The sequence below is a fragment of the Caulobacter sp. BE254 genome (assembly GCF_031457295.1).
GTDB lineage: Bacteria > Pseudomonadota > Alphaproteobacteria > Caulobacterales > Caulobacteraceae > Caulobacter.
Genome location: NZ_JAVDWJ010000007.1, coordinates 261,345 through 279,754 on the forward strand (window position 1 = coordinate 261,345; position 18,410 = coordinate 279,754).

The 18,410-nt window shown below is 67.4% G+C and carries 20 protein-coding genes; 13 read left to right on the forward strand and 7 right to left on the reverse strand.

Features of this window, described 5'->3' with window-relative positions:
- Position 1 precedes the first annotated feature (1 nt).
- Entirely contained in the window at positions 2-322 is a 321-nt protein-coding gene (locus J2X41_RS15180) for a low molecular weight protein tyrosine phosphatase family protein (protein ID WP_310082845.1), read from the forward strand.
- Here J2X41_RS15180 and J2X41_RS15185 read toward each other — a convergent pair.
- Positions 319-831 (reverse strand): hypothetical protein, encoded by a 513-nt coding sequence (locus J2X41_RS15185; protein ID WP_310082846.1) that lies wholly within the window; start codon positions 829-831, stop codon positions 319-321. The two genes, J2X41_RS15180 and J2X41_RS15185, sit on opposite strands and share 4 nt — an antisense overlap.
- A 148-nt stretch (positions 832-979) precedes the next feature.
- Here J2X41_RS15185 and pelA point away from each other — a divergent pair, with 148 nt between their 5' ends.
- From pelA to J2X41_RS15210, 5 genes are all read left to right on the forward strand, one after another.
- A complete protein-coding gene (gene pelA, locus J2X41_RS15190; RefSeq protein WP_310082847.1) occupies positions 980-2,296 on the forward strand; it encodes a pectate lyase in 1,317 nt (438 codons plus the stop codon).
- A 105-nt stretch (positions 2,297-2,401) separates the two neighbouring features.
- Positions 2,402-4,822, forward strand: a complete 2,421-nt coding sequence (locus tag J2X41_RS15195) for a TonB-dependent receptor domain-containing protein (RefSeq protein WP_310082848.1) — start codon at positions 2,402-2,404, stop codon at positions 4,820-4,822.
- Positions 4,823-4,991: 169 nt separating this feature from the next.
- Positions 4,992-5,333, forward strand: coding sequence for a metalloregulator ArsR/SmtB family transcription factor (locus tag J2X41_RS15200; RefSeq protein WP_310082849.1), 342 nt, complete (start codon positions 4,992-4,994; stop codon positions 5,331-5,333).
- Positions 5,334-5,361: 28 nt separating this feature from the next.
- A complete protein-coding gene (locus tag J2X41_RS15205) occupies positions 5,362-5,835 on the forward strand; it encodes an SRPBCC family protein (RefSeq protein WP_310082850.1) in 474 nt (157 codons plus the stop codon).
- Positions 5,836-5,904: 69 nt separating this feature from the next.
- Positions 5,905-6,558 (forward strand): glutathione S-transferase family protein, encoded by a 654-nt coding sequence (locus tag J2X41_RS15210; protein ID WP_310082851.1) that lies wholly within the window; start codon positions 5,905-5,907, stop codon positions 6,556-6,558.
- A gap of 2 nt (positions 6,559-6,560) precedes the next feature.
- Here J2X41_RS15210 and J2X41_RS15215 read toward each other — a convergent pair whose 3' ends face one another.
- Together J2X41_RS15215 and J2X41_RS15220 are read right to left on the reverse strand one after the other, a co-directional pair.
- On the reverse strand, positions 6,561-7,187 hold the full coding sequence (locus J2X41_RS15215; protein WP_310082852.1) for a glutathione S-transferase family protein: 627 nt from the start codon (positions 7,185-7,187) through the stop codon (positions 6,561-6,563).
- A gap of 102 nt (positions 7,188-7,289) precedes the next feature.
- Positions 7,290-7,460, reverse strand: a complete 171-nt coding sequence (locus J2X41_RS15220; protein ID WP_310082853.1) for a hypothetical protein — start codon at positions 7,458-7,460, stop codon at positions 7,290-7,292.
- A gap of 232 nt (positions 7,461-7,692) precedes the next feature.
- On the opposite strand from J2X41_RS15220, the gene J2X41_RS15225 reads away from it, so the two are divergent.
- The 3 genes from J2X41_RS15225 to J2X41_RS15235 all read left to right on the forward strand — a co-directional run bounded on the left by J2X41_RS15225 (position 7,693) and on the right by J2X41_RS15235 (position 12,355).
- Complete coding sequence (locus J2X41_RS15225) at positions 7,693-9,222, forward strand: MFS transporter (protein ID WP_310082874.1); 1,530 nt, start codon at positions 7,693-7,695, stop codon at positions 9,220-9,222.
- Between the two features lie 883 nt (positions 9,223-10,105).
- The gene (purB, locus tag J2X41_RS15230) at positions 10,106-11,416 is read left to right on the forward strand and encodes an adenylosuccinate lyase (RefSeq protein ID WP_310082854.1); all 1,311 of its coding nucleotides are present in this window, start codon (positions 10,106-10,108) and stop codon (positions 11,414-11,416) included.
- 438 nt (positions 11,417-11,854) lie between these two features.
- Positions 11,855-12,355, forward strand: coding sequence for a DNA-deoxyinosine glycosylase (locus tag J2X41_RS15235; RefSeq protein WP_310082855.1), 501 nt, complete (start codon positions 11,855-11,857; stop codon positions 12,353-12,355).
- Here J2X41_RS15235 and J2X41_RS15240 read toward each other — a convergent pair.
- Entirely contained in the window at positions 12,339-12,725 is a 387-nt protein-coding gene (locus J2X41_RS15240; RefSeq protein ID WP_310082856.1) for a type II toxin-antitoxin system VapC family toxin, read from the reverse strand. The two genes, J2X41_RS15235 and J2X41_RS15240, sit on opposite strands and share 17 nt — an antisense overlap.
- The gene (locus tag J2X41_RS15245) at positions 12,722-12,976 is read right to left on the reverse strand and encodes a type II toxin-antitoxin system Phd/YefM family antitoxin (protein WP_310082857.1); all 255 of its coding nucleotides are present in this window, start codon (positions 12,974-12,976) and stop codon (positions 12,722-12,724) included. Before J2X41_RS15245 ends, J2X41_RS15240 begins: the two co-directional genes overlap by 4 nt.
- A gap of 142 nt (positions 12,977-13,118) precedes the next feature.
- Here J2X41_RS15245 and J2X41_RS15250 point away from each other — a divergent pair, with 142 nt between their 5' ends.
- Positions 13,119-15,131, forward strand: a complete 2,013-nt coding sequence (locus J2X41_RS15250; RefSeq protein WP_310082858.1) for a M13 family metallopeptidase — start codon at positions 13,119-13,121, stop codon at positions 15,129-15,131.
- A 56-nt stretch (positions 15,132-15,187) separates the two neighbouring features.
- On the opposite strand, the gene J2X41_RS15255 is transcribed toward J2X41_RS15250, so the two are convergent.
- A complete protein-coding gene (locus tag J2X41_RS15255) occupies positions 15,188-15,607 on the reverse strand; it encodes a DUF1842 domain-containing protein (protein WP_310082859.1) in 420 nt (139 codons plus the stop codon).
- Positions 15,608-15,856: 249 nt separating this feature from the next.
- Positions 15,857-16,174, reverse strand: a complete 318-nt coding sequence (locus tag J2X41_RS15260; protein ID WP_028040000.1) for a DUF1476 domain-containing protein — start codon at positions 16,172-16,174, stop codon at positions 15,857-15,859.
- Positions 16,175-16,465: 291 nt separating this feature from the next.
- Between J2X41_RS15260 and purC the strand changes: the two genes are divergently transcribed.
- The 3 genes from purC to J2X41_RS15275 all read left to right on the forward strand — a co-directional run bounded on the left by purC (position 16,466) and on the right by J2X41_RS15275 (position 18,273).
- Entirely contained in the window at positions 16,466-17,224 is a 759-nt protein-coding gene (gene purC, locus J2X41_RS15265) for a phosphoribosylaminoimidazolesuccinocarboxamide synthase (RefSeq protein ID WP_028040001.1), read from the forward strand.
- Positions 17,225-17,396: 172 nt separating this feature from the next.
- On the forward strand, positions 17,397-17,636 hold the full coding sequence (gene purS, locus J2X41_RS15270; RefSeq protein WP_056756332.1) for a phosphoribosylformylglycinamidine synthase subunit PurS: 240 nt from the start codon (positions 17,397-17,399) through the stop codon (positions 17,634-17,636).
- 151 nt (positions 17,637-17,787) lie between these two features.
- Complete coding sequence (locus J2X41_RS15275; RefSeq protein ID WP_310082860.1) at positions 17,788-18,273, forward strand: DUF3291 domain-containing protein; 486 nt, start codon at positions 17,788-17,790, stop codon at positions 18,271-18,273.
- The last annotated feature ends 137 nt before the right edge of the window (positions 18,274-18,410 follow it).

Sequence of the window (18,410 nt, forward strand, 5' to 3'; positions counted from 1 at the left end):
CGTGAAGAAGGTGCTGTTCGTCTGCAGCCAGAACAAGCTGCGCAGCCCCACCGCCGAACAGGTCTTTTCGACCTGGCCCGGGATCGAGGCGACCTCGGCCGGAACCAACCACGACGCGGAAGAGCCCCTGACCGGGGAACTCGTCGAATGGGCGGACCTGATCTTCGTGATGGAGCGCGCCCATCGCAACAAGCTGTCCAAGCGCTTCAAGCGGCACATCAAGGGCCGGGTGATCTGCCTGAACATCCCCGATGACTACGCCTTCATGGATCCGGCGTTGGTGATCCTGCTCAAGGCCCGGGTCACCCCGCACCTACCCTAGGTTCGTCGCCAGGCCAGCATATGCGGATAGGGCGGCGCGCCTGCCGCCTTGGCCCGATGCGGTTCATGGGTCAGGCCCCACATCGCCAGCATCGGGACCCCGACATAGCCGCCTCGGCTGAAAGTCTCGGCCAGCGACGCGCCTTCGCCGCGATAGCCGCCCTCGTGGAACGGCACTGACGGGTCCAAACCCAGGTGGGTCGCGGCGGCGAAGGACCAGGCCAGGGCCGCCATCTCCTCGCCGGGATCGTCGGACACGCCCTCCCGGCGCGCGGGATCACCGCAGGCGACATGCCCGGCCTCATGCAGCAGGTCGCCGGGCCAGTCCAGGCGGGAGGCGTCGACCCGCAAGCCGCCGTCCACCACCGCTATGCCTGGCAGGAAGGTCCCGTCCTCCAGCGTGGCGCCCTCGACCGGGATCCCGATCGAACGCAAAAACGCGGCGATCCGAGCGACCAGCGGATCGGCGAAATCATCGGCCAAGAGCGTCGTCGCGTCTGGCGCAGCCATTGCGTCCCTCCCATGCGGTCCGATGAAAGCCGGTTCGGGGCCATCCGTAAACTCGACTGTCGCTGGACCGAAAAATGGGGTGCGTTCCGGCGCCTTTGGACGGACGTTCCGCATACGGTCGAGCTCGGCCGAATATCGGACGCCGCGCATGACCTTCCGCCCCTTTCCCGCCACCCTCGTCCTCGGCGTCGTCCTGCTGTGCGGCGCCAGCCACGCCGCCGTGATCGGGACCAACACGCCCGCCCAGGCGATCACCGCCGCGCGGATCGACGCCCTGCCCGTGCAGGAACGCGCCGTCTGGAAAGCCTATCTGACGCGCTCCGAAAGGCAGAACCTGGCCGACCGCGCCGCCCTGGCCGCCGAGCTGAAGCCGGGCCAGCCCGCGCCGCCGCCGCCCGCGGAAGGTCCCGGCGGTCGCAAGGCCATGCCGCTTGACCGCGACGCGGCCTGGTACGCCACGCCGGAGGCCCGCCACATCGCCGACGTCATCGTCAGCTTCCAGACCCCGGCCGGCGGCTGGAGCAAGAACCAGCCGCGCACCGGCGCCCTGCGCCAGCCGGGGCAGCCCTACGCCGCCGACAACGTCTCCAAGCACCTGGGCGAAGGCGACTTCGACACGCCGCGCGACCCGCGCTGGAACTATGTCGGCACGCTGGACAACGACGCCACCATCACCGAGCTGCGCTTCCTGGCCCGGGTCGCCGGACAGACGCCGGGTCCGGCGGGCGAGGCTTGGCGAGCCAGCTTCCTGCGCGGCGTGCGCTACCTGCTGGCGGCCCAGTTTCCGAACGGCGGCTGGCCTCAGGTCTGGCCGTTGGAGGGCGGCTATCACGACGCCATCACCTATAACGACGACGCCGTCACCGAAGCCGCCGAGCTGCTGACCGACGTGGCCAACGGCCAGGGCGACTACGCCTTCGCCCCGGCCGACCTGCGCAGGCAGGCCGCCTCGGCGGCCGACCGCGCGGTGGCCTGCGTCCTGGCCACCCAGGTCGTCGTCGACGGCAAGCGCACGATCTGGGCCCAGCAGCACGACGCCCTGACCCTGAAGCCGGTCGCGGGCCGCAACTTCGAACCGGCCGAACTCTCGACCGAGGAAAGCGCCGACCTGCTGCTCTATCTGATGAGCCTGCCGAACCCGTCGCCGGACCTGGTGGCGGCGGTGCGCGCCGGCGCCGACTACCTGGCCGCCCACGCCCTCTACAACCAGGCCTGGACCGGCGGCCGCGACACCGAGGGCGGCCGCCGCCTGACGCCGAAGCCCGGAGCCGGCCCGCTCTGGGCCCGCTACTACGCCCGGGCCACCAACACCCCGGTGTTCGGCGACCGCGACAAGACCCTCCATGACGACGTCAACGAGCTGAGCCTGGAGCGCCGAAATGGCTACGCCTGGTTCAACACCAGCCCAAAAAAGGCGCTGGACGCCTACGCCGTCTGGAAAAAGGCCCATCCGGCGGCGCGCTGAGGCGCCGTCACGAACCCGTCGCCAAACCCTCGCCGAAGCGTCGCAGGCTTGCCCTAACACCCCGGACCTTGAAACGCCCGCCAAGGGCGGAGGTCGGAGGGTTCCATGCTCATCAAATCTGCTCGCCACGTCCTGCTGGCGGCGAGCGCGCTCGGCGTGCTGGCGATCGCTTCGGTCGCCCAGGCGGCGGACGCCCCGCCCCCAGCCGCGGTCGAGCCGGCCGCCGAACCCGCCGACGCCGTCGACCAGCTGCTGGTCACCAGCCTGTCGACCACCCGCTCGGCCGTGCAGCTCAGCGGTTCGGAAATGCAGAAGATCCTGCCCGGCCTGTCGCCGCTGAAAGCCATCCAGACCCTGCCGGGCGTGCTGTACGTCACCGCCGATCCGTGGGGCAACAACGAGCAGAACACTTCGCTGTTCATCCACGGCTTCAACGGCCAGCAGCTGGGCTACACCCTGGACGGCGTGCCGCTGGGCGACCAGAGCTACGGCAACTACAACGGCCTGTCGCCACAGCGCGCGGTGATCAGCGAAGCGGTCGGCAAGGTCATCCTGTCGTCCGGCGCCGGCTCGCTGGGCACCGCCTCGACCAGCAATCTCGGCGGCGCCGTCGAGACCTTCACCAGCGACCCGCGCGCCCAGTTCGGCGGCCAACTGAACGAGACGGTCGGCAGCTACGCCACCACCCGCACCTTCCTACGCGTCGACACCGGCACGTTCGGCGGCAACAATACCGCCTACTTCGCCTACGCCCACCAGGACGCCCGGGCCTGGGACTTCCGCGGCCACCAGGGCGGCGACCAGGCCAACCTGAAATATGTGCGCGACGGCGAGGCCGGCAAGCTGACCTTCTACCTGTCCTATTCCGACAAGATCGAGCCGAACGAGGACGGCACCACCCGCTATATCCCGGGCCGCGCCGGCAAACCCTATGACAGCTACCAGCCCTACACTCGGCCGTTCTTCTATCCCGATTTCCACGCGGCGCTGGACTATCTGGACGCCGCCGGCAACTACCCCGCCTCGGAAGGCGAGAACTACCGCAACTATTTCAGCGCCGCCCAGCGCACCGACTATCTGAGTTACCTGAAGTACGACGCCAAGCTGTCCGACAACGTCACCTGGTCCAACCAGGTCTATTATCACGACGACCATGGCCGCGGCATCGTCGCCGGCCCGATCCGGGTCGCCGGCCTTCCGGCCTTGTTCAACTTCTACTTCCCGGGCCAGGACCTGAAGAAGGTGTTCGGCAATTCGGGCTACGCCACCCGCACCACCGAGTACCAGATCGACCGCCTGGGCGGGATCTCGACCCTGAACGCCACGGTCGGCGACCACCAGATCGAGGCCGGCTTCTGGTACGAGCACAACAAGTCGTCGGCCTATCGCCGCTGGTACCCGTTCGACATCAACCACCCGACCACGCCCTACGACGTGCCGACCGGCTGGCTGATCACCCAGTACGGCAGCGAGATCGACAACAAGGTCTACCAGTTCTACGTCCAGGACCAGTGGCGCATCCGCGAGAACCTGGTGCTGCAGGGCGGCTTCAAGAGCAGCGTGCAGGACGCCACGGGCGCGGTGCCGGTGCAGCCGATCGTCGGCTCTCTGGTCAACTCCACCGGCCTGCCGGTGGGCAATATCAAGACCAAGGATTGGTTCCTGCCGCAGCTGGGCGCGGTCTGGACCCTGGACGGCGGCGTGGAAGCCTTCGTCAACGTCCAGAAGAACCTGCGCCACTTCCAGACCTATGGCGGCGGCGGCCTGTCGCCGTTCAGCCTGGGCAGCCAGGCGGCCTTCGATCAGTTCAAGCGGACCGCCGAACCTGAAACCGCCTGGACCTACGAGGCCGGGGTGCGGGGCAAGCGCGAGATCGCCCTGGGCCCGATCACCGGGATCGACGGCCAGCTGAGCGTCTATCACACCGACTTCAGCAACCGCCTGCTGGGCGTGGCCCCATCGGCGGCGGCGATCTCGATCATCGGCGGCGCGGCCATCGTCCAGAACGTCGGCGCGGTGAAGACCGATGGCGTCGACCTGGCCCTGACCCTGCAGCTGGGCGACCACTTCTCGTTCTACGACGCGGTCTCCTACAACCGCTCGGTCTATCAGGACGACTATACCAGCGGCTCGACCACGGTCGGCGGCGTGGTGACCCCGACGGTCGTACACATCGCCGGCAAGAAGGTTCCCGGCAGCCCCGAATGGATGAACAAGTTCGTGGCCAGCGCCAATTTCGGCGCGTTCGAGGCCCAGCTGATCGGCGACTATGTCGGCGAGCGCTTCGCGACCTACACCAACGACCTGAAGGTCGACAGCTACATGTTGCTGAGCCTGCAGGTCAGCTACGACTTCCAGACGCCGGCCAACTGGCCGATCGACAACCTGAAGCTCAGCGCCAACATCACCAATCTCGGCCAGAAGAAGGGCGACCTGAACGTCACCGTCTCGCAGCCGGCCGGCAGCTACTCGACCTTCCCGATCCCGCCGCGCCAAGGGTTCGTCACCCTGTCCACGCGGTTCTAGGGTCGAGCGGCCCGCCGTCCCGATCCCTCCCCTGTCGGTTGGCGGGCTAGGCTCGCGTCGAACGCCCCGGACCTTGCGTCCGGGGCGTTTTTCGTCGGGTGGACCAGAATACTTAGGCAAATGCCAAACTATCCGTTGACGCGGGCACGGCCTGACGATACTTAGGCACATGACTAACCAACAACCCTCGCTCGACCTGATGTTCCAGGCGCTGGCCGATCCCAGCCGACGCAGCATCGTCGAGCGGCTCTGCGCCGGCCCGGCCTCGGTCAGCGAACTGGCCCAGCCCCTGGCCATGTCCCTGCCCTCGGTGATGCAGCACCTGCAGCTGCTGGAGGGCAGCGGCCTGATCCGCTCGGAGAAGGTCGGACGGGTGCGGACCTGCCGCCTGGAACCGGAGGCGCTCAGCGCCGCCGAGACCTGGATCAACGAACGCCGCGTGCTCATGGAACGCAAGCTCGACCGCCTGGGGGAGTATCTGCGCGCCACGACCGGCGACGAAGAAGACTGACCTTCAACACACGCAAGAGGATACGACCATGACCGAACGCTCCGTCGTCCACGCCACCTTCGTCATCAACCGAGTCTATGACGCCTCGCCGGCCCGGGTGTTCAAGGCGTTCTCCAATTCCGAGGCGCGCGACCGCTGGTTCGTGAAGTCCGAGGGCTGGCCGGTGGCCGAATATACCTACGACTTCCGGGTCGGCGGCCAGGAGCACGGTCGCTTCAGCCCCGACGGCAAGATGACCATCCTCAACGAGACCACCTACTGGGACATCGTCCCGGACCAGCGGATCATCAGCGCCTACGCCATGGACATCGACGGAAACCGCATCTCGGTGTCGGTCGCCACGATCGAGCTGAAGCCCGAGGGCAAGGGCACGCGCCTGACCTACACCGAACAGGGCGCGTTCCTGGACGGCTACGACATCCCCGCCCAGCGCGAGGCCGGGTGCCGCGACCTGTACGAAAAGCTGGCGGCCGAGCTGGAGCGCCAGGGCGAAGACGCCTGACGCCCCACCCGCGCCAATGACCGGGGGCACGTCCAAGGGCGTGTCCCCGACCCGATCCCCGGAGATCCCATGTCCCTGACGCTGCACATGCACCCGCTGGCCTCGTACTGCTGGAAGGTGCTGATCGCCCTCTACGAGAACGACACGCCGTTCGAGGCCCATCTGGTCGACCTGAGCGACCCCGCGGTGGTCGCCGCGTTCAAGGCGCTTTGGCCGACGGCCAAGATGCCGCTGCTGGTCGACAAGGCTCGCGACCGCGCGGTTCCGGAAACCTCGATCATCATCGAATATCTGCAGGCGGCCTATCCCGGTCCGGTTCGGTTCATCCCGGACGAACCGGAGGCCGCCCTGCGGGTGCGGCTGCTGGACCGCCTGTTCGACAACTATGTCCAGGAGTCGATGCAGAAGATCGTCGGCGACCGGATCCGGCCGGCCGACGCCAAGGACCCGCACGGTGTCGCCCACGCCCGCTCGCAGCTGGCCATGGCCTACGACCTGCTGGAGACCCAGCTGGCGGGGCGGACCTGGGCGACGGGCGAGGCGTTCAGCCTGGCCGACTGCGCGGCGGCCCCGGCCCTGTTCTACGCCAACAAGGTGGCGCCGCTGGGCGAGGCCCATCCCGTCGTCTCGGCCTATCTCGACCGCCTGCTGGCCCGCCCGTCGTTCGCGCGGGTGCTGCAGGAGGCCGAGCCCTATTTCGCGATGTTCCCGGCGCAGGACTGAGTTCAGGCTAGACTGTCGGCTTCCCAGGCCAGGAACTCCGGCGTTTCCAGCAGGCGCTCGGCATAGGCGCCGGCCGGACCGGTGTCGCCGTAGTCCGACAGGTGGACGCCATAGGTGCGGAACCGGGTCGCCACCGGGGTGTAGAAGGCGTCGGCGATCGACCAGTCGCCCAGCAGGAACGGTCCGCCGGAGCGCTTGAGCAGCTGATTCCAGCGCTCGACGATCTTGCGCACGTCCTTCTGGGTGGCCTCGGAGATCGCCACGACCCGCGGCGTTTCCTCCAGCGCCATCGGGCATTCGCCGCGCAGCGAGGTGAAGCCCGAATGCATCTCGGCCGCCGCCGACCGGCCCAGGGCCCGCAAGGCGGCGTCGTCGGGCCACAGCTTGGCGGCCGGGAACGTCTCGGCCAGGTATTCGCAGATCGCCAGGGAATCCCAGATCGCCAGGTCGCCGTCCTTGAGCACCGGCACCAAATGGCTGGGCGAATGCCTGGCGATCTCGGTCTCGGAGGTCCCGGCCTGGCGCAACTCGACCACGGTCTCCTTGAACGGCTGCCCGGTGCGCTTCAGCGCCAGCCAGGGACGCAGCGACCAGGTGGACCACTTCTTGGTGCCGACGACGAGTTCCATGGCGAATCTCCTTGGCGAGCGGCCATTGGGCGAGCGAGCGTTGGCCAGGGCTTAGCCCGACCGCTCGCCCGCGACAACGCCAGGGATCGCCGCGGGGTCGCTTTAGCCGACCGGCGGTCGCGGAAAGACATAGGCCCAAGGGTGCGGTTCGGCGGGCGGGCCGGGGTCGCGGCCCAGGGCGCGGAGCGTTCGGGCGCGGTTCAGCTCCTCGAACGGAACGATCTCGGCGGACCGGGCGACCGGCGCGGGACGTGGGCGGGGCAAGGCGTGCATGGCGGACCTCCTGCAAGACCGTCTGTCGCGGCCATGGGTCCATTGAAGACCTTCGCGCCTGAACGGACCTGGGCGCCCTCGTTGTCCAGCGTTCATCAACGCGCCGCCAAACCGCCGCGATTTCCCCTCTGGCCTTGGCGCTTCCGTTACGTCTACAGTCGGCCCAACGATTAGAACAAATGTTTGAAGGGAGAGGCCCAGGATGGCGCAGGCGAAGACGCCGGGCGGCGCGATGCCGCCAGTTTCGCAAGCCGGCGCGAAGCCGCCATTGTCGCAAGCCGGCGCACAGCCGCTGTATTCGAAGGGCTACAAGGCCGCGGTGCTGGGGCTGCTGCTGGCCACCTACACCTTCAACTTCATCGACCGCACAATCATCGCCACCATCGGCCAGGCCATCAAGGTCGACCTCAAGCTGACCGACACCCAGCTGGGCCTGCTGGGCGGCCTGTACTTCGCCCTGCTCTACACGCTGCTGGGCATCCCCATCGCCCGGATGGCCGAGCGCTGGAACCGGGTGACGATCATCTCGATCTCGCTGGTCATCTGGTCGGGCTTCACGGCCCTGTGCGGCAGCGCCGCCAGCTTCGCCCAGCTGGCCCTCTACCGCTTCGGCGTCGGGGTCGGCGAGGCCGGCTGCTCGCCGCCCAGCCACTCGCTGATCAGCGACTATTACGCGCCCAAGCAGCGCGCCTCGGCCCTGTCGATCTATTCGTTTGGCATTCCCCTGGGCACGATGTTCGGGGCGGTGGCCGGCGGCTGGCTGGCCCAGGAGTTCAGCTGGCGCGTGGCATTCGTGATCGTCGGCCTGCCCGGCATCCTGCTGGCGGTGCTGGTCAAGCTGATCGTCAAGGAGCCGCCGCGCGGCCATTCGGAGGTCAAGGAACGGCCGCTGGAGGCCGAGGATGTGGTCATCGAGCCGGCCAAGCCGCCCTTCTCGCTGGTCAACGAGTTCAAGGAACTGGGCGCCGTCATGGCCGTGCTGTTCGGCAAGTGGCCGGTGCTGCACATGATGCTGGGCGTGACCATCGCCTCGTTCGGCTCGTACGGCTCCGGAGCGTTCGTACCGCCCTACTTCGTCCGCACCTACGGGCTGGGCTTGGCCCAGGTGGGCCTGATCGTCGGCCTGATCGGCGGCTTCTCGGCCGGGGTCGGCACCCTGGTCGGCGGCTTCCTGACCGACTGGTCGGGCAAGCGCAGCGCCAAGTGGTACGCCCTGGTGCCGGCCATCGGCCTGCTGATCTGCACCCCGATCTACATCACCGCCTATCTGCAGACCCACTGGCAGACCACCGCCCTGATCCTGCTGGTCCCGGGCATCTTCCACTATACCTACCTGGCCCCGACCTTCGGCGTGGTCCAGAACTCGGTCGAGCCGCGCCGCCGGGCCACGGCCACGGCCCTGCTGTTCTTCTTCCTCAATTTGATCGCCCTGGGCGGCGGGCCGGTGTTCACCGGCTGGCTGATCGACCACCTGGCGCGGTTCCATTTCAACCATCCGGAAGCCTCCTCGATCTTCCACGCCCTGGGCGGCTCGTTCACCGATCCCGGCGCGGCCAGCTTCACCGCCCAGTGCCCCGGCGGCCTGGCCCCCAAGGGCTCGCCCGCCGACCTGGCCAAGGCCTGCCACGGCGCCATGGCCCGGGCGACCCAACAGGGCATCATCGTCTCGCTGTGCTTCTACGCCTGGGCCGCCCTGCACTACGCCCTGGCGGCGATCGGCATGGTCAAGCACATGCGGGAGCGAGCGGCGGCGCAGGCCTGAGACGTCCACTTGCCCCCTACGGGTCGCTTCGCGACCGTCTTCCCCCAAAGGGGGAAGAGCCCTGAGGTCGACGCCGTGCGGCTCCGCCCCCTATGGGGGCGGACAGACCGCGAAGCGGTCAGGTGGGGGCAAGTGGGTGTGATCTCACGCGGAAAGCCCGCTGAGCTGATGGGAAGGGTGCGAAGCGCCCGGGCCTCGCCCGGAGTAGCTTTGATGTTTTGTACCGTTTCGACGAAGTTCAGGCGCTTCGCGTGGAACCGTTATCCGGAAGCCTTCGGGTCGCGGATTTTTAACCCGCTCCGATGGAGGCCCCCGACGGGCAGGGAATTGGCGTTCCCTGGATCGCATGGGCGATTTCAGCCCATGCCTGTTGCGCTTGCCGATCCCTCGCCGCCTGGGTTTCGTCCCGATGTTTCAGGGAACCTGCCCAGGACCGTCGCGAAAGGTTGTCACTGAAGACCACCGACAAACGCTTCCCGCTCGACCACCCCCGAAAGCCGCATCGGTCGCCGGCCGGACGCCCTTCCCGTGCCTTCAGGTGAGATCAGGATACGGCCGGTCTGGAAGGGTGGGGATCAAATCGGGTCGAGAAAGTTCAGGGCGTTGAAATCGTGGAGTTTTGCTTCCTGAACGCCGAGCACAAGTTCCTTCCCTCCCCCTCGTGGGGAGGGTGGCCCTGGCAGCGCCAGGGTCGGGTGGGGCCTGCTGAGTCAGCCAGCAAACCCACTCAACACCCTGCACCGCTCCCCACCCGACCCGCTTCGCGGGCCACCCTCCCCGCAAGGGGGAGGGAAGATCGTTTGCGGAAACGCTCGGGCCTTCACCCCAAGTAATAATCCCCTTCCCTTGACTCCCCCGGCGGACGGGACCAAACGCCCGCCTCATGATCAGCCGCTATTCCCGCCCCGAAGCCGCCGCCATCTGGTCCAGCCAGACCAAGTACAAGATCTGGTTCGAGATCGAGGCCCACGCCGCCGACGCCATGGCCGAGTTGGGGGTGATCCCCAAGCTCGCCGCGCAGACGATCTGGGAAAAGGGCCGCGACGCGGTCTGGGACAGCGACCGGATCGACGAGATCGAGCGCGTCACCAAGCACGACGTCATCGCCTTCCTGACCCACGTGTCGGAGATCGTCGGCCCCGAAGCCCGCTTCCTGCACCAGGGCATGACCAGCAGCGACGTGCTGGACACCTGCTTCGCCGTGCAGCTTAGCAAGGCCACCGACCTGCTGATCGAAGACGTCGACCTGCTGCTGGCGGCCCTGAAGCGCCGGGCCCTGGAACACAAGATGACGGTGTGCGTGGGCCGCAGCCACGGCATCCACGCCGAACCGATCACCTTCGGCCTGAAAATGGCCGGCTATTATGCCGAGTTCCAGCGCGCCAAGGAGCGCCTGGCGATGGCGAAGTTCGAGATCGCCACCTGCGCGATCTCGGGCGCGGTGGGCACCTTCGCCAATGTCGATCCGCGCGTCGAGCAGCACGTGGCCGACAAGATGGGCCTGGTGGTCGAGCCGGTCTCGACCCAGGTGATCCCGCGCGACCGCCACGCGGCCTATTTCTGCGCCCTGGGCGTGGTCGCCTCGTCGGTCGAGCGGCTGGCGACCGAGATCCGCCACCTGCAGCGCACCGAGGTGCTGGAGGCCGAAGAGCCGTTCGAGGTCGGGCAGAAGGGCAGTTCGGCCATGCCCCACAAGCGCAACCCGATCCTGACCGAGAACCTGACGGGCCTGGCCCGGCTGGTCCGCTCGGCCGTGACCCCGGCCCTGGAGAACGTCGCCCTCTGGCACGAGCGCGACATCAGCCACTCGTCGGTCGAGCGCGGCATCGGGCCGGACGCGACGATCCATCTGGACTTCGCCCTGCGCCGCCTGGCCGGGGTGATCGAGCGCTTCAACATCTATCCCGACAACATGGCCAGGAACCTGGACAAGCTGGGCGGCCTGGTGTTTTCGCAACGGGTGATGCTGGCCCTGACCCAGAAGGGCGTGTCGCGCGAGGACGCCTATGCCGCCGTGCAGGGCAACTCGATGAAGGTGTGGCGCGGCGAGGGCCGGTTCATCGACTTCCTGAAGGCCGATCCGGTGGTCAGCAAGGCCCTGTCGGACGCCGAGCTCGAGGAGCTGTTCGACTACGGCTACCACACCAAGAACGTCGACGTGATCTTCAAGCGGGTGTTCGGCGAGCAGGGCTGACGGGGTCCTCGCTCCTAACTTATATGATCGTCATCCCGGGCCTTGTTGTTCAGTCCGGGGACATAGCTGACACTTGTTCGGGGACATAGCTGACACCTCTCTGCGAGCAAACCATTGCTCCAACAGGCGTCGCACATTGGTGACCCTAGCTGTATGTCTATGGATTTTCGGGCGATATGGCGAGGTCGTCCACGAATGTGTATGCCCCACGTCACCAGCCCAAGGGCTGGCTAGACTTAGCGAAGCAGGGGCCGAGGTGTCAGCTATGTCCCCGGACTGAACACTTGTGCCCGGGACCCCTGGTTCAGCCCGCATGTGCAGCGCCTTGGCGCGCTGGCCGCGCCACCCCTGCGCACTTGCGGCGGACAGAGGGGTCCCGGGCACAAGGCCCGGGATGACGACGCCAATGTGAAAGCGCGTGAAATCAGGACATCCGGCATGACCCGAAAGTCCGGCTTTCCTCCCGTCGTCGACGCAAGCACCCGCGTCCTGATCCTGGGCAGCCTGCCGGGCGAGGCCTCGCTGGCCGCGGGGCAGTATTACGGCAACCCCCGGAACGCCTTCTGGCGGCTGATGGAGGGCGTGCTCGACACGCCGCTGGTCGCACTGGCCTATGAGGCGCGGCTGGCCGCCCTGCTGTCGCGCGGCGTGGGCCTATGGGACGTGATCGCCGAGGCCGAGCGGCCCGGCAGCCTCGACGCCGCCATCCGCGACCCGGCCGCCAACGACCTGGTCGCCCTGGTCGCCAGCCTGCCGGCCCTGCGCGCCGTGGCCTTCAATGGCGGGACGGCGGCGAAGCTGGGAGGGCGGCTGATCGGCGACCGCGTCGCCACCTTGGCCCTGCCCTCCTCCAGCCCCGCCCACGCCGCCCGCTCGTTCGAGCAGAAGGCCGCGCTCTGGAACGGGCTGCGGGCCTTCCTGCCTACCAGAGCCGGTTGACGCCGTAGCCGTCAAAGACCGCCTCGTTCGAGACCAGCAACATGCCCTCGACGATCGCCTGGGCGATCAGCAGCCGGTCGAAGGGGTCCTTGTGAGGGATCGCCAGCGAACCGGCGAACCGGGCGTGGGTCAAGGTCACCGACAAGGGATGGAAGCCCAGCGCTTCGATCTCGCTCTCGAACCGCGCCGCCAGCACGGCGGCCTCGGGGAGCTTGCCGATGCGGTGCTTGGTGGTGATTTCCATGGCCGATGCGGCGCTGACGAAGACCGTCGAGCCTTCGGCGGCGATGGCGGCCATCGCCGCAGCGCCAAGCCGCGGATCCTGGTGTCCCCACCAGATCAGCGCGTGCGTGTCCAGCAGCAGCCTCAATCGCCCTCGCCGTTCCACAGGGCGAGTTCATCATCAGGCAGCGGATCGAAGAAGCTCTCCGTGAGGCCGAAACCTTCCCGTCCCTTCCACATCCCAGCCTGACGCTTGGGCTTGGGCGTTTCGACCGGCTCCTGCACCAACCGCGCCACCGGCGTCTTGCCGCGGGCGATCACGACCTCGCCGCCAGCCTCGACCTCGGCCAGCAGGCGCGACAGGTTGGTCTTGGCGTAGTGGATGGTGACGACGGTCATGGGGGGCCTCCGCTTAGCTAAGCATGTTAGCTAAGTCGTGCAAAAAGGCAAATCACGACGGCGGCGGGACATTACAGCATTTTCATCTGCGCCCCGCCCGGAACTAGGGCAGCATCGCCGGCTTCGAGGGGAGACCTTTCCTATGCGCCTGTTCCTGCTGGCCGCCGTTTCGGCGGTCGCCCTGTCAACAACCCTGCCCGCCGCAGCCCTGGCGGCCGATCCGCCCGCCAAGGCGATGTACGGCGACTGGGGCGTCGACCTGACCGCCGGCGACCGATCGGTGTCGCCGGGCGCCGACTTCGACAAGTACGCCAACGGCGCCTGGGCGGCGCGCACCCAGATTCCCGACGACCAGGCCTCGGCCGGCGTCGGCTACGACGTCTACAACCGCTCGCAGGACCAGCTGCGCACCCTGATCGAGACGGCCGATCCGTCCACACCGATCGGCGCGCTCTATAAGAGTTTCATCGACGAGGCCAAGGTCGAGGCGGTCGACGACAAGCCGCTGAAAGCGGACCTGGCCAGGATCGCCGCGATCAAGTCCAAGGCCGACTTCGCCGTCGCCATGGGCCAGGCCCAGGGCGGGTTCGGCAGCGGCGTCTTCTCGCTGGACATCTATCCGGACGCCAAGAACCCGGAGGTCAACACCCTCTATATCGGCCAGGCGGGCCTGGGCCTGCCCGACCGCGACTACTACCTGACCGACGACTTCAAGCCGCAGCTGGCGGCCTATACCGCCTTCGTCGAGCGGGCCCTGAAGATGGCCGGCTATCCGGACCCGGCCAAGAGCGCCGCCGACGTCGTGGCTTTCGAGACCAAGATCGCCCAGGCCAGCTGGCCGGTCGCCGACCGCCGCGATATCGACAAGACCTACAACCCGGCCACCGCGGCCGAGCTGGCGACCTTCGCGCCCTTCCCCTGGACGCCCTACCTGGCCGCGGCCGGCATGCCGGGCCTGACCAAGGTGGTGCTGGGCGAGAAGACCGCGGTGCGCGACATCGCCAAGATCTATGACGAGACGCCGCTGGAGACGCTGAAGGCCTGGCAGACCTTCAACATCGTGGCCGAGACCTCGCCCTACCTGTCCAAGCGCTTCGTCGACAGCCGCTTTGCGTACACCAAGGTCCTGAGCGGCCAGGCGACCCTGCGGCCCCGCTGGAAGCGCGGCGTGCAGCTGGTCGACGGCAGCCTGGGCGAGGTGGTCGGCCAGACCTATGTCGCCAAGTACTTCCCGCCCAGCTCCAAGGCCCAGATGGTCGATCTGATCGCCAACCTGAAGACGGCCATGGCGGCGCGGATCGAGAAGGCCCCGTGGATGAGTCCGGCGACCAAGGCCGAGGCCCTGACCAAGCTGAGCAAGATGCAGGTGATGGTCGGCTATCCCGACAAGTGGCGCGACTATTCGGGCCTGAAGCTGGACGCCAATGACCTCTACGGCAATGTCGCGGCCAGCCGGCGCTTCGAGTGGGCCTATACGCTGAGCGACCTGGGCAAGCCGGTCGACCACGGCAAGTGGGGCATGACCCCGCAGACCGTCAACGCCTACAACGGCGGGCTGGAGAACAAGATCGTCTTCCCGGCCGGCATCCTGCAGGCGCCCTATTTCGACCCGGCGGCCGATCCGGCGGTGAACTACGGGGCGATCGGCGCGGTGATCGGCCACGAGATCAGCCACGGCTTCGACGACCAGGGCCGCAAGATCGACGCCACCGGCAAGCTGCGCGACTGGTGGACCGCCGAGGACGCCAAGCGCTTCGACGCCCAGGCCGACGTGCTGGGCAAGCAGTACGACGCCTATGAGCCGGTCCCCGGCGCCCACATTAACGGCAAGCTGACCATGGGCGAGAACATCGCCGACCTGGCTGGCCTGCAGGTGGCCCTGGACGCCTACCACGCCTCGCTGGGCGGCAAGCCGGTCCCGGTGATCGGCGGGCTGACGGGCGACCAGCGCCTGTTCCTGGCCTTCGCCCAGTCGTGGCAGGACAAGTCGCGCCCCGACTCGCTCAAGCAACAGATGGCGTCGGACCCGCACGCGCCGTCGTCGTTCCGCGTGGTGGGCCCCACCCGCAATGTCGACGCCTGGTACGACGCCTTCGGGGTCAAGCCGGGGCAGACCTACTACCTGCCGCCCGAAGCCCGCTCGCGGGTCTGGTGACGTGAAAAGGCCCGCGCCGCATCGCGCGGCGCGGGCCTTCGCTCAGGGTCTCGGTATCAGGTGACGTGCTTGACCGGCACGTGCTCGACGTGGGTGTTGAGATAGTTGAACCCGCCCGAGCCGTTCCAGGCCTGGTCGACCGTCAGGGCGGCCGTGAACTTGGCCAGGAACGAACCGATGGCGGGCGGCGGCACGCTGTAGACGAACTCGCCGCTCAACGAGACGAGCTGATGGTTGGGGCCGAAACCGGTCTGGTAGATCTGGCCGGTGACCGGGAAGCGGTGATGGCCGCCCAACACCGCCTGGTTGACCTCGGCGATGCCGCTGACATGGCCCGAGGCGGCCTGGACGGTGAGGGCCAGGTTGACGATCGGGGCGCCGGGCGTGCCGACATTGCCGACCACCGCCTTGACGAAATAGAGCCCGATCTTGTCGCCGGCCTTCTGGGTGTGAAGCGTACCGATATCGTCGGCCATGATGCATCCTCCTGGCATTGAGCGACCCTTCAGGATCGCCTTATGCGAGTGTGATACATCCTGCCGCTGGTGGCGCCCAAGAAAACCTTTGCGTGTCGTCTTGTTTTCTAACAACCAAAAGGCGCACTTGATCCGTGAGCGTCGCGACTCAACCGTCCGACCGCGCAAACGACAAGGCCCGGCGGCGACGGGCGTCGCGGCCGGGCCTTGCTGCGGTGTTAGATTATTTCGCGGAAGGCCGCGGCGATCCTATTCGCCGGCGGCGATCTGGCCGCGGGCCAGGGCCAGCAGCTCGTCCATCTTCCGGCGGACCTCGCCCTCGCCGACATTGACGCCCGAGCCCTTCAGGTCGCCGGCGACCTTGCGCAGCACGTCCTCGTCGCCGGGCTGCTCGAAATCGGATTTCACCACGGCGCGGGCGTACTCCTCGACCGTCGCCAGGCCCATCAGTTCGGCCGCCCATTCGCCCAGCAGACGGTTGCGGCGGGCGGTCGCCTTGAATTCCTGTTCCTGCTCCAGCGCGAACTTGCGTTCGAAACCCTGTTCGCGTTCGTCGAAGGTGGTCATGAAAGCCCCAATAGTCTCTGAGCCGGCTGCATATCCTCTGGCGAGCCGCCGGGCAATCGGAAGCAACGCCGCAGCGTCACCGATCCGCTCACAATCCCGCCGATCCGGCTAGGGCTGTTTGCGCCGGGGGCCGCCTTCAGCTAGTTTCGGGACGACATTTTTCGTGAGCGGCCTTGAGTCGAACGCCGCGCGCAGCTATCCGCCGCGCGCGCTTTTCGTTTCTCCGGAGATTTTCCGGACCGGTTTCCGGACAGGGGCGCGCCCGCAACCAGAAGGGCCTCGACGAGAGCCATGACCACCCGCCGCAAGAAGATCTACGAAGGCAAGGCCAAGATCCTGTATGAGGGCCCCGAGCCGGGCACCCTCATCCAGTACTTCAAGGACGACGCCACCGCCTTCAACGCCCAGAAGAAGGCGGTCCTCGAAGGCAAGGGCGTGATCAACAACCGCATCAGCGAGTACATCATGACTCGCCTGAACGGCATCGGCGTGCAGAACCACTTCATCCGCCGCCTCAGCCTGCGCGAGCAGCTGATCAAGGAAGTCGAGATCATCCCGCTGGAGGTGGTGGTGCGCAACATCGCCGCCGGCTCGATCGCCACCCGCCTGGGTCTGGCCGAGGGCACGCCGCTGCCGCGCTCGATCATCGAGTTCTACTACAAGGACGACAAGCTGGGCGACCCGATGGTCTCCGAGGAGCACATCACCGCGTTCAACTGGGCCGCCACCCAGGAGATCGACGACATGATGGCCATGGCCCTGCGGGTGAACGACTATCTGTCGGGCCTGTTCAGCGGCGTCGGCATCACCCTGGTGGACTTCAAGATCGAGTTCGGCCGCGTCTACGAAGGCGACTTCAGCCGGGTGATCCTGGCCGACGAGATCAGCCCCGACAGCTGCCGGCTGTGGGACTCGACCACCAACGAGAAGATGGACAAGGACCGGTTCCGCCGCGACCTGGGCAATGTCATCGAAAGCTACACCGAGGTGGCCCGCCGCCTCGGCATCATGAAGGAAATGCCCACCGTCATCCAAGGCGGCGTGCATTAGCCTTAAACCCCTTCTCCCAGAGGGAGAAGGAGGGGCCCGCGCGCCGCTCGGCGCGTGGGAGGATGAGGGGTTAAGCCTTGTCCGGAAGCCCCGCACCCCCTCACCCTCCCATGCTGCGCATGGGCCCCTCCCTCTCCCCATGGGAGAGGGTGAAGAAGGTCAGGACGACGAAATGAAAGCCAAGGTTCAAGTGTTCCTCAAGCCCGGCGTGCTCGACGTCCAGGGCAAGGCCGTCGAAGCCGCCCTGCACGGGCTGGGCTGGGCCGACGTCTCGGGCGTGCGGGTCGGCCGCACCATCGAGTTCGACCTGACGCAGACCGACGCCGCCAAGGCCGAGGCCGAGGTCAAGGCCATGTGCGACAAACTGCTGGCCAACACGGTCATCGAAAGCTACCGCGTCGAGATCGCGTAGGGCGAAGTCGAGACAACGACGGGGACATGCGCATGCGCATGTCCCCCGTCGCATCCGAAGCGCCCTCCCCCGGGAGCGGCGCTTTTTCTTTGCGCGGCGTCTTCCGCTCCGGCCTGGCCGCCCCATGTTCGGTGAACACGGAGGGATCCCCATGAGCGCGAAGTTTCACCTGGCCCAGGTCAATATCGGTCGCCTGCGCGCGCCCATCGACCACCCGATGATCAAGGACTTCGCCGACAATCTCGACCCGATCAACGCCCTGGCCGAGGCCTCGCCCGGCTTCGTCTGGCGCCTGACCGGCGACGGCAACAACGCCACCGACCTGCAGCCGTTCGACGACGCGCTGATCGCCATCAACATGTCGGTCTGGACCGACATCCCCTCGCTGGGGGCCTATGTCTATCGCAGCGGTCACGTGCAGTTCATGCGCCGCCGCCGCGAATGGTTCGAGCACATGGACCTCTACATGGTCCTGTGGTGGGTCCCGGCCGGCCACCGCCCGACCATCGACGAAGCCAAGGAAAGGCTGGCCCTGCTGGAGGCCCACGGCCCGACGCCGCAGGCCTTCACGTTCAAGATCCCGTTCCCGGCGCCGGACGAGGCGACGGTGGAGCCCGTGCTGGACGAGTGCGCCTGAGGGTTCGCCCCAGGCTTTTTAACCACCGTCATCCCGGGCCTCGTTGTTCAGTCCGGGGACATGGCGGACACCTGTTCGGAGACATGACTGACAGGTTTGGGGTCGGTCAAGTCGATGGTGGCGACCTGATGGCTGGC

Bases quoted from the DNA above. Each gene is read 5' to 3' on its own strand.
- J2X41_RS15235 (WP_310082855.1), top strand. From the start codon at position 11,855: ATGACCCGAAAGTCCGGCTTTCCTCCCGTCGTCGACGCAAGCACCCGC.
- J2X41_RS15250 (WP_310082858.1), top strand. From the start codon at position 13,119: ATGCGCCTGTTCCTGCTGGCCGCCGTTTCGGCGGTCGCCCTGTCAACA.
- J2X41_RS15210 (WP_310082851.1), top strand. From the start codon at position 5,905: ATGTCCCTGACGCTGCACATGCACCCGCTGGCCTCGTACTGCTGGAAG.
- J2X41_RS15220 (WP_310082853.1), bottom strand. From the start codon at position 7,460: ATGCACGCCTTGCCCCGCCCACGTCCCGCGCCGGTCGCCCGGTCCGCC.
- J2X41_RS15195 (WP_310082848.1), top strand. From the start codon at position 2,402: ATGCTCATCAAATCTGCTCGCCACGTCCTGCTGGCGGCGAGCGCGCTC.
- J2X41_RS15205 (WP_310082850.1), top strand. From the start codon at position 5,362: ATGACCGAACGCTCCGTCGTCCACGCCACCTTCGTCATCAACCGAGTC.
- purS (WP_056756332.1), top strand. From the start codon at position 17,397: ATGAAAGCCAAGGTTCAAGTGTTCCTCAAGCCCGGCGTGCTCGACGTC.
- J2X41_RS15200 (WP_310082849.1), top strand. From the start codon at position 4,992: ATGACTAACCAACAACCCTCGCTCGACCTGATGTTCCAGGCGCTGGCC.
- purB (WP_310082854.1), top strand. From the start codon at position 10,106: ATGATCAGCCGCTATTCCCGCCCCGAAGCCGCCGCCATCTGGTCCAGC.
- J2X41_RS15225 (WP_310082874.1), top strand. From the start codon at position 7,693: ATGCCGCCAGTTTCGCAAGCCGGCGCGAAGCCGCCATTGTCGCAAGCC.
- J2X41_RS15185 (WP_310082846.1), bottom strand. From the start codon at position 831: ATGGCTGCGCCAGACGCGACGACGCTCTTGGCCGATGATTTCGCCGAT.
- J2X41_RS15215 (WP_310082852.1), bottom strand. From the start codon at position 7,187: ATGGAACTCGTCGTCGGCACCAAGAAGTGGTCCACCTGGTCGCTGCGT.
- J2X41_RS15260 (WP_028040000.1), bottom strand. From the start codon at position 16,174: ATGACCACCTTCGACGAACGCGAACAGGGTTTCGAACGCAAGTTCGCG.
- pelA (WP_310082847.1), top strand. From the start codon at position 980: ATGACCTTCCGCCCCTTTCCCGCCACCCTCGTCCTCGGCGTCGTCCTG.
- purC (WP_028040001.1), top strand. From the start codon at position 16,466: ATGACCACCCGCCGCAAGAAGATCTACGAAGGCAAGGCCAAGATCCTG.
- J2X41_RS15245 (WP_310082857.1), bottom strand. From the start codon at position 12,976: ATGACCGTCGTCACCATCCACTACGCCAAGACCAACCTGTCGCGCCTG.
- J2X41_RS15255 (WP_310082859.1), bottom strand. From the start codon at position 15,607: ATGGCCGACGATATCGGTACGCTTCACACCCAGAAGGCCGGCGACAAG.
- J2X41_RS15275 (WP_310082860.1), top strand. From the start codon at position 17,788: ATGAGCGCGAAGTTTCACCTGGCCCAGGTCAATATCGGTCGCCTGCGC.